We start from the raw sequence: 7238 nt of genomic DNA, 5'->3' as shown, positions 1-7238 counted from the left end.
GGCAGGTTCCGGATCCTCGACGGTCATGTCCCTGAGGGTATGGCGGAGTGCCGAGACGGACCGCAGGCGCGACGCGTGTCGTCGGCGCGGTGATGGCACGTCTCGGCTACGACGCGGCAGAGGTCGTGGTCGCCGTCGGCGAGGAGTCGACCCGCTTCGCCGTGGGGGATCGCGTGTTCTACGCCGGGCAGATCGATCGCTCGGGCACGAACGCGCGGTTCCACCTGGTGGACGAGAGCATCGTCGGCCATGCTCCTCGCACGCTGTCGGTCGCCGAGGCGGCCGCACTGCCGCTGATGGTCATCACCGCGTGGGAGAGCCTGTTCGACCGCCTGGCGCTCACCCGCGAAAGCACGGGAGTGCTCCTGGTGATCGGCGCGGCAGGAGGCGTCGGCGCGCTGATCATCCAGCTCGCGAAGGCCCTCACGCGTCTCGAGGTCATCGCCGTGGCCTCGCGCCCGGAGACGGCGGAGTGGGTGCGTCAGATGGGGGCCGACCACGTCGTTGGCCGTGACTTCGCCGGCGAGGTGTCGGCGCTCGCCCCCGCCGGCGTCGACTACGTGTTCACCTCGTTCACTCCCGGCAACGTCAGGGCGATCGCCGACGTGATCCGTCCGCGCGGACGGGTCGTCTCCATCGACGAGACCGGGGGCAGCATCGACGCGCTCAAGGCGAAGAGCGTGACCTGGCACTGGGAGCTCATGTTCACGAGGCCCGTCACCGATCCCTCCGACCACTACCAGCACGACCTCCTGGAGAGCGTCGCGAACCTGGTGGATTCCGCTGGACGCCGCGACGATGCGTCGGGCCCACGAGATCGTGGAGGCCTCCCGGACGATCGGCAAGGTCTTCGTCACCGACTGGCCAGAGGCGGAACGCCCCTAGCGCTGCGGTGCGTCGAAGGCCGGACCCACGTCTCCCGCCGTAGCGTCTGCGACGCCGACACGTCCGCGGATGAAGAACAGCAGCACGAGACCGACCACGATCACGGCGGGGTTTCCGAGCCCAGCCAGCGTCGAGACCGGACCCTCGACCGGATAGGCCGTGTGGAGGAAGATACTCGGATCGGTGCTGGCGTGCAGCAGGATAGGCGCGATGAGAGTGCCGGTGACCCGCATGGCGAGGTACATGCAGATTCCGAAAGCGAAGGTGTAGACCACCTGGAACGCGGTGGCGAACAGTGATTGACCGCTGAGCAGGTTCCCGGAATGGAGTCCGGCGAACACCGCGGCCGAGATCACGGCGACGACGATCTCGCGGTATCCGGCCTTGCGCAGCATGTTCACGACGAGACCGCGAGTGAGCACCTCTTCGGCGAAACCGATGAAGACGCCGGCGAGCAGCCAGGTCGCGACCACCTGGAACCCGGCCTCGCCGTAGTCGATGCTGAGCAGGTGCAGGACGTTGAACAGCAGCACGATCACGATCGCGATCCACATCCAGCCGCGGCCCGTGATCGGCTGCCGTCTGAAGAGTTCGCCGAGCCAGCTGACCGACGCGGCGAAGCCGACCAGGAGCAGACAGCCGACGAGAACGGGAAGTGCGTAGAAGACCAGGATGCCGGTGGGGCCCGTCGGGTCGTCGATCTGTGCCGCGAGCGGAGTGAAGGCGAGCGACAGTCCGTTGTAGAGCACGAAGTAGACGGCCGCGAGAAGGAGTGCGCGCCACCAGCCGCCCTTCTCCCAGAATCTCTTCCAAGGGGTGCCGGTCGCGGCGGCGGGGGCGGGTGCGGTCATGAGAGCTCCAGGGCTCGGGGGGACGGTTCTCCCGATCAGTGTGGCGCAGCCGTAGGCGCCGCGTCCATCCGCCTGGTCATCGCGGGCGCGTCCCGCGCCCTGCTCTCCCCGTCGGCGGAGGTAGACGAGGGATCGGGATCGGGCGGGTGGCGCGCGAGGTGTCGTGGAAGCGCTGGACAGCGGTGAGCACGTCGTTCACGGACGAGTAGCGCAGGGCGAGGGGGAGGTCACGCAGCCAGAGCACTTCGACCTCTGTCGGCGCATCCTCATAGACGCGGCACACGACCCGCCGGTGATCTACGTCCGGGTATTGCAGATCGACGATGGCCCAATCCGTGGCGCTGACCTGCTCGAGAGCGAACCGTGGGTCTGGTACGCGATCCATCATTCTCCTGACTGTCCCCACGATGAAGCATGCCCGCAGGTGAGCCGGGGCGGGAGCCCCTTGACAGACGGCGGCCCCTGCTCCAGAGGGGGCAGGGGCCGCCGTGTTCACCGAGCTGGCGTGTTCATCGAGATGGCGGTGTCGAGTCAGACTCCTCCGGTGCGCCAGACGACGCGACTGCAGCTCCCGACCATTCGACGCCTCGTTGCTCGGCCTCCAGACGCTCCGCTTCCTCTCCGCTGATGGCCTCGCCCCTGGCCACGAGCCCCGCGGTGTCCGACAGCGGGATCTGCTTCAGGAACAGCGAGAGCAGCAGCGCGAGGGCGATGAACGGCACGAGATACCAGAAGACCGGGGCGAGGGCATCCGCATACGCGGTGACGATGCCGTCGCGCACCTCGTCCGGCAGGGAGTTGAGCGTGGAAGGGTCGATCGTCGATGCGGCCTCTGAGGCGGCATCGGGGTCTTCGCCGGCGCCGGCGAAGACCCCGAGCAGGTTCTCGGTGAGGCGAGTGGTGAAGATGGTGCCGAAGACCGCGGTGCCGAGAGACGCGCCGACCTCCCGGAAGTAGTTGTTCGTGCTGGTCGCGGTGCCGATCTCACCCGCCGGAACCGCGTTCTGCACGACCAGCACCACGACCTGCATGATGAGGCCGAGCCCCGCTCCGAACACGAACAGGAACACGCAGATCAGCCAGATGGGAGTCGACGCCGAGAGTGTGGTCATCGCGACCATGGCCATACCGGTGATGATCGTGCCGAGGATCGGATAGATCTTGTACCTGCCGGTCTTCGAGATCGCGATCCCGGAGAAGATCGACGTGCCCATGAGGCCGACCATCATGGGGATCATCAGCAGACCGGATTCCGCCGCAGAGGTGCCGGAGGACATCTGCAGGAACGTCGGCACGAATCCGATCGCCGCGAACATGCCGATTCCGAGCACCAGTCCGATCGCGGTGGCGTTCACGAAGATCGGGTTGCGGAACAGGCTCAGCGGGATGATCGGGTCCTGCACGCGCGATTCGGTGATCACGAACGCCGTCGCCGCGACGATCAGCCCGGCACCCCATGCCCAGGTCGCGAGCGAGTCCCATCCGAACTCCTTGTCACCGCCGAAGTCGGTGAAGAAGATGAGGCACGTCGTGGCGATCGAGAGGAAGATGACCCCGAAGATGTCGATCGGCTTCTCGGCCTTCTTGCTCGGGAGCTTGAGGGCGATGAGGGCGATGATGAAGGCCGCGATCCCCACCGGGATGTTGATGTAGAACGCCCACTGCCAGGTCAGGTGATCCACGAAGTAGCCGCCGAGGAGAGGGCCGGCTACGGCCGAGAGGCCGAAGACCGCCCCGAGGGGACCCATGTACTTGCCACGCTCGTTGGCGGGCACGATGTCGGCGATGATCGCCTGGGACAGGATCATCAGGCCGCCGCCGCCGAGACCCTGCAGGGCGCGGAACACGACGAACATCCAGAAGTCCGTGGCGAACGCGCAGCCGACGGATGCCAGCGTGAACAGTGCGATCGCGACGAGGAACAGGTTGCGCCGGCCCAGCACGTCGCCGAACTTGCCGTAGATGGGCATCACGATCGTGGTGGCGAGCAGGTAGGCGGTGGTGATCCACACCTGGTGGTCGACGCCGCCGAGCTGTCCGACGATCGTCGGCATGGCGGTGGACACGATGGTCTGGTCGAGGCTGGAGAGCAGCATTCCCGCGATGAGAGCGCTGAAGATGATCCAGATGCGGCGCTTCGTGAGCAGGAACGGCGCATCCTTCGTGGCGGTGGCGGACATTCAACGGGCTTTCTGTGACGGTGCGTAGAGCGAGCGGGCGAGGTCGAGGCGTCGCCCGATGAGATCGGCGAACGGCTCGGGGGACTGGTGGTGCAGGAGCTGGTCCATGCTCATGCGCACGAGCGCGCCGACGGTGTGCACGACCACCTCGGCGCGGAGTTCGGCATCATCGCCGCCCTCGGTGCGACGGAGGATCAGGGTCTGGTCACGGCGCTCGTTCTTGGCGAGCTGTTCGAAGGCCGCCTTCAGCAGCCGCGGCTCCTGCTCGATCACGGCGAACATCGCCGGCGCATCATCGACCGGGTTGAAGAGCTCGAAGCGACGGATCGTCAGCTGGATGAAGTCGTCGAGGAGGTCTCCGCGCTGCGTGGCGAACTCCTCCTCGAGAGCTTCCTGGCGGGAATCGATCGTCGCGAAGCCGAAGACCGCGTTCTCCTTGCTCTCGAAGTAGTTGAAGAACGTGCGCCGCGAGACTCCGACCTCGGCGCACAGCTCCTCGACCGTGAATCCGGCGAACCCCTTCTCTGTGGTCAACCGGCGTGCGGCATCGGTGAGGGCTCGGGAGGTCTCCCGCTTGCGCTGTTCCCGCAAGGATTCTGCACTGTCGCTCATAGAGTGCAATATTGCACTTGGAAGCTTGGAGTGCACTGTGAAGTGCTCGTATCCGTTGTCGGCGACTTTCTTCGGATCGATTTGTGACATCCGCTGCTCGCGATCCGTCCTAGTCATAGCGTCGCCGACCGCGACCGGCGCCCCTACGGGCAGAACACGGATGAAGGAGCTCATGATGGCGAACACGACTCCGGGCACGCAGCCCGAGATCCACGTCGAAGCACCGCTGCAGGGGGCTGCAGTGGGCACGACGACGATCGAGGATGCGGTGGTCGCGAAGATCGCCGGCATCGCCGCGCGGGATGTCGACGGGGTTCATGCGCTCGGCGGGGGCGCTGCGCGCATGGTGGGAGCCATCCGGGATGCCTTCAACACGACCGACCTCTCGCAGGGCGTGTCCGTCGCGGTCGGCGAGGCGCAGATCACCGTCGACATCACGATCGTCGCCGAGTATCCGGTCGCCCTGCAGAAGGTCGCCGACGAGGTCAGGGCGGCGATCCATCGAGACCTCGTCGAGCTGGCAGGGGCGGACCTCGTCGAGGTCAACGTCACGATCGACGATGTGCACGTCCCCTCGGACGACGTCGAGGGCGAGACCGCTGTGGCAGCGAGCGAGTAGTCGCCACATCCAAGACACGGCTCCGAGACCCGGGGCCGTAACGAGAAAGGGAGAAGAAATGAGCGCTGAAGACAAGATCAAGGCCACAGCCGAGAAGGTCGCCGGAAAGGCCAAGGAGACCGTGGGCAAGGTCATCAACGATGACAAGCTCGTCGCCGAGGGCAAGGCCGAGCAGGCCAAGGGCAACGTGCGCGACGCGGCGGAGGACGTGAAGGACGCGTTCAAGAAGTAGGCGGGACCGGGGGAGAGGCCGCACCGCCTCTCCCCGATCCCTCACAGGCGGGTGAGACATGATCCGATCCGATGGGGCATCTGTTCCGAATTCCTTCGGGGATCGGATCGAGGGGTGGGGTAGATGGAGAAGGAACGCTTTCGGACAGCGCTCGAGGATGCGGACGACGGCATCGTCGCCGGACGGGCGATGGATGGGGACGTCGAGGCGTTCGCCGTCTTGGTACGCAGGTATACGCCGATGATGCGTGCCTATACGCAGCGGATGCTGAACGCCTCCGCCGACGTCGATGACATCGTGCAGGAGTCCTTCGTGGTCGCGTGGCAGCGGTTCGGCGAGCTCGAGGATCCGGCGAAGGTCAAGAGCTGGCTGATGCGGATCGTCAGCCGGAAGGCGGTCGACCGCATCCGTGCGATCCGCCCGGCCGTCGACATCGACTCGATCGACCGACCGGCACCTCTTCATGCGGCACCGTCCGCGGTCGTCGAGGCTCGCGCCGGTGTCGCAGCCCTCGGTGCTGCTCTGCGGGAGCTGCCCGACGCCCAACGCGAGTGCTGGGTGCTTCGCGAGATCGGCGGCTACACCTATGAGGAGATCTCGGAGCAGTTGGACATCCCGATCTCCACGGCGCGCGGCCTACTGGCCCGCGCCAGAAAATACATGATCGTACGGATGGAGGAGTGGCGATGACCGACGACAGAGACGCGCCTGAAATCCGCAGACTCGGACTCGAGCCCACCGACCTCGACGGGCACACCCTGGACGAGCTCACCGACTACCTCGACGCCGGAAGACGCCCGGCCGACCGTTCCATCGACGAGTCGCCCGGGTGTCAGCTGGCCTTGGATGCGCTTGAGCGTCTGCGAGGGCTCGGCGCGGAGCTGCTCGCTGCGGAAGCCGCAGCCGAACCCGAGGTCGATGACAGCTGGGTCGACCGCATCCTGAGCGGCATCGCGATGGATGCGCGGGCCGGACGCCGCATCCCCTTCGAATCGCCCGATCCGAAGGCGGATCTCGCCATCACCGAGGGAGCCGTTCGCGGTCTCGTGCGCTCCTCGGAAGACGCCGTTCCCGGTCTCCTCATCGGCCGGTGCCGGCTGGAGGGCGATGTGACCCGGCCAGGCGCCCCGATCCGCGTCGGGATCGATGCGAGCGCGCTGCATGGACAGCCGATCCCGAAGGTCGCGGACGAACTTCGAGCCGAAGTGGATCGTCGCCTTCGCGCGCACACCGAACTGAACGTGGTCGCGATCGACATCGCGATCCGAGACATCAGAGAGGTGTCGTCGTGAGCGGCGGAGACGTGAGTGGGGGAGACGTGATGCAGGCGGAGGAGCGCGAGGAACTCGCTGCGGCGATCGAGGCGACCCTGCGATCGACCCCGGGGGTGCGCAGCGTCTACAGATCGGGATCTGTGATCTCTCAGCTGTTGCGACTCGGCGCTGAGGCCATCGGCGCGCGAAAGGACGATGAGCCCATGGTCTCGGTGATCGTCACCGACGGCGGGGTGGTGGTCGAGGCCACACTCGGGGTCGAGTCCACGGCGAGATCGGGCGACATCCTCCACGCCGGGCACGGGGCCGTCGACGCGCTGCTCGACGCCCGAGGCCTGCGGCACGAGAGCATCACCCTCACGGTCGCGCATGTGCAGCCGGCCGAACGCCCTCAGGTGCCTGCGACCTCCTGAGGCACGGAACCACCGAGTGCCGCCGTCCGGGGGGACGGCGGCACTCGGTCTTGCGGGGCCGATCAGGCGGAGGCGGCGCGGAGTCCCTCGACGAGCGGGGTCGTGGGGCGCCCGATGAGGCGAGCGAGCGTGCCGTCGGTATCGGCGAGCGCGCCGTCCTTGATGCCGGCGT

General features: G+C 66.9%; 9 protein-coding genes and 1 pseudogene. 6 read left to right on the top strand and 4 right to left on the bottom strand.

The window, feature by feature from the left end:
* Positions 1–92: 92 nt before the first annotated feature.
* Positions 93–722 (top strand): annotated as a pseudogene (locus DSP71_RS24620) (zinc-binding dehydrogenase); the annotation flags it as partial.
* Between the two features lie 159 nt (positions 723–881).
* On the opposite strand, the gene DSP71_RS08655 reads toward DSP71_RS24620, so the two are convergent.
* The 4 genes from DSP71_RS08655 to DSP71_RS08640 form a co-directional block, all read right to left on the bottom strand.
* Complete coding sequence (locus DSP71_RS08655; protein ID WP_113680869.1) at positions 882–1736, bottom strand: CPBP family intramembrane glutamic endopeptidase; 855 nt, start codon at positions 1734–1736, stop codon at positions 882–884.
* Between the two features lie 76 nt (positions 1737–1812).
* Complete coding sequence (locus DSP71_RS08650; RefSeq protein ID WP_113680868.1) at positions 1813–2121, bottom strand: hypothetical protein; 309 nt, start codon at positions 2119–2121, stop codon at positions 1813–1815.
* A gap of 124 nt (positions 2122–2245) precedes the next feature.
* Positions 2246–3916 (bottom strand): MDR family MFS transporter, encoded by a 1671-nt coding sequence (locus DSP71_RS08645; RefSeq protein WP_113680867.1) that lies wholly within the window; start codon positions 3914–3916, stop codon positions 2246–2248.
* The gene (locus tag DSP71_RS08640) at positions 3917–4528 is read right to left on the bottom strand and encodes a TetR/AcrR family transcriptional regulator (protein ID WP_113680866.1); all 612 of its coding nucleotides are present in this window, start codon (positions 4526–4528) and stop codon (positions 3917–3919) included. It lies immediately after the preceding gene.
* A gap of 175 nt (positions 4529–4703) precedes the next feature.
* On the opposite strand from DSP71_RS08640, the gene DSP71_RS08635 reads away from it, so the two are divergent.
* From DSP71_RS08635 to DSP71_RS08615, 5 genes are all read left to right on the top strand, one after another.
* Positions 4704–5147: an Asp23/Gls24 family envelope stress response protein gene (locus DSP71_RS08635; RefSeq protein WP_082682755.1), complete on the top strand. Its 444-nt coding sequence runs from the start codon at positions 4704–4706 to the stop codon at positions 5145–5147.
* A gap of 58 nt (positions 5148–5205) precedes the next feature.
* Complete coding sequence (locus DSP71_RS08630; RefSeq protein ID WP_045263668.1) at positions 5206–5379, top strand: CsbD family protein; 174 nt, start codon at positions 5206–5208, stop codon at positions 5377–5379.
* Positions 5380–5502: 123 nt separating this feature from the next.
* Positions 5503–6069 (top strand): RNA polymerase sigma factor, encoded by a 567-nt coding sequence (locus DSP71_RS08625; RefSeq protein ID WP_061017754.1) that lies wholly within the window; start codon positions 5503–5505, stop codon positions 6067–6069.
* Positions 6066–6671 (top strand): Asp23/Gls24 family envelope stress response protein, encoded by a 606-nt coding sequence (locus DSP71_RS08620; protein WP_046747443.1) that lies wholly within the window; start codon positions 6066–6068, stop codon positions 6669–6671. The genes DSP71_RS08625 and DSP71_RS08620 overlap by 4 nt, the downstream gene beginning before the upstream one ends.
* Positions 6668–7066 carry a hypothetical protein gene (locus tag DSP71_RS08615; RefSeq protein WP_258546340.1) on the top strand — a complete coding sequence of 133 codons (399 nt, stop codon included), beginning with the start codon at positions 6668–6670 and terminating at the stop codon, positions 7064–7066. The genes DSP71_RS08620 and DSP71_RS08615 overlap by 4 nt, the downstream gene beginning before the upstream one ends.
* Positions 7067–7238: the final 172 nt, after the last annotated feature.

This window comes from Microbacterium sp. H6, assembly GCF_003314775.1.
Lineage (GTDB): Bacteria > Actinomycetota > Actinomycetes > Actinomycetales > Microbacteriaceae > Microbacterium > Microbacterium oxydans.
The sequence above is the reverse complement of the archived record's forward strand: the minus strand, read 5'-3'. Positions and strand labels throughout refer to the sequence as shown.

What these genes read in the sequence shown, in the direction of transcription:
- DSP71_RS08645 (WP_113680867.1), bottom strand. Translation starts at nt 3,916, where the DNA reads ATGTCCGCCACCGCCACGAAGGATGCGCCGTTCCTGCTCACGAAGCGC.
- DSP71_RS08635 (WP_082682755.1), top strand. Translation starts at nt 4,704, where the DNA reads ATGGCGAACACGACTCCGGGCACGCAGCCCGAGATCCACGTCGAAGCA.
- DSP71_RS08620 (WP_046747443.1), top strand. Translation starts at nt 6,066, where the DNA reads ATGACCGACGACAGAGACGCGCCTGAAATCCGCAGACTCGGACTCGAG.
- DSP71_RS08650 (WP_113680868.1), bottom strand. Translation starts at nt 2,121, where the DNA reads ATGGATCGCGTACCAGACCCACGGTTCGCTCTCGAGCAGGTCAGCGCC.
- DSP71_RS08655 (WP_113680869.1), bottom strand. Translation starts at nt 1,736, where the DNA reads ATGACCGCACCCGCCCCCGCCGCCGCGACCGGCACCCCTTGGAAGAGA.
- DSP71_RS08640 (WP_113680866.1), bottom strand. Translation starts at nt 4,528, where the DNA reads ATGAGCGACAGTGCAGAATCCTTGCGGGAACAGCGCAAGCGGGAGACC.
- DSP71_RS08630 (WP_045263668.1), top strand. Translation starts at nt 5,206, where the DNA reads ATGAGCGCTGAAGACAAGATCAAGGCCACAGCCGAGAAGGTCGCCGGA.
- DSP71_RS08625 (WP_061017754.1), top strand. Translation starts at nt 5,503, where the DNA reads ATGGAGAAGGAACGCTTTCGGACAGCGCTCGAGGATGCGGACGACGGC.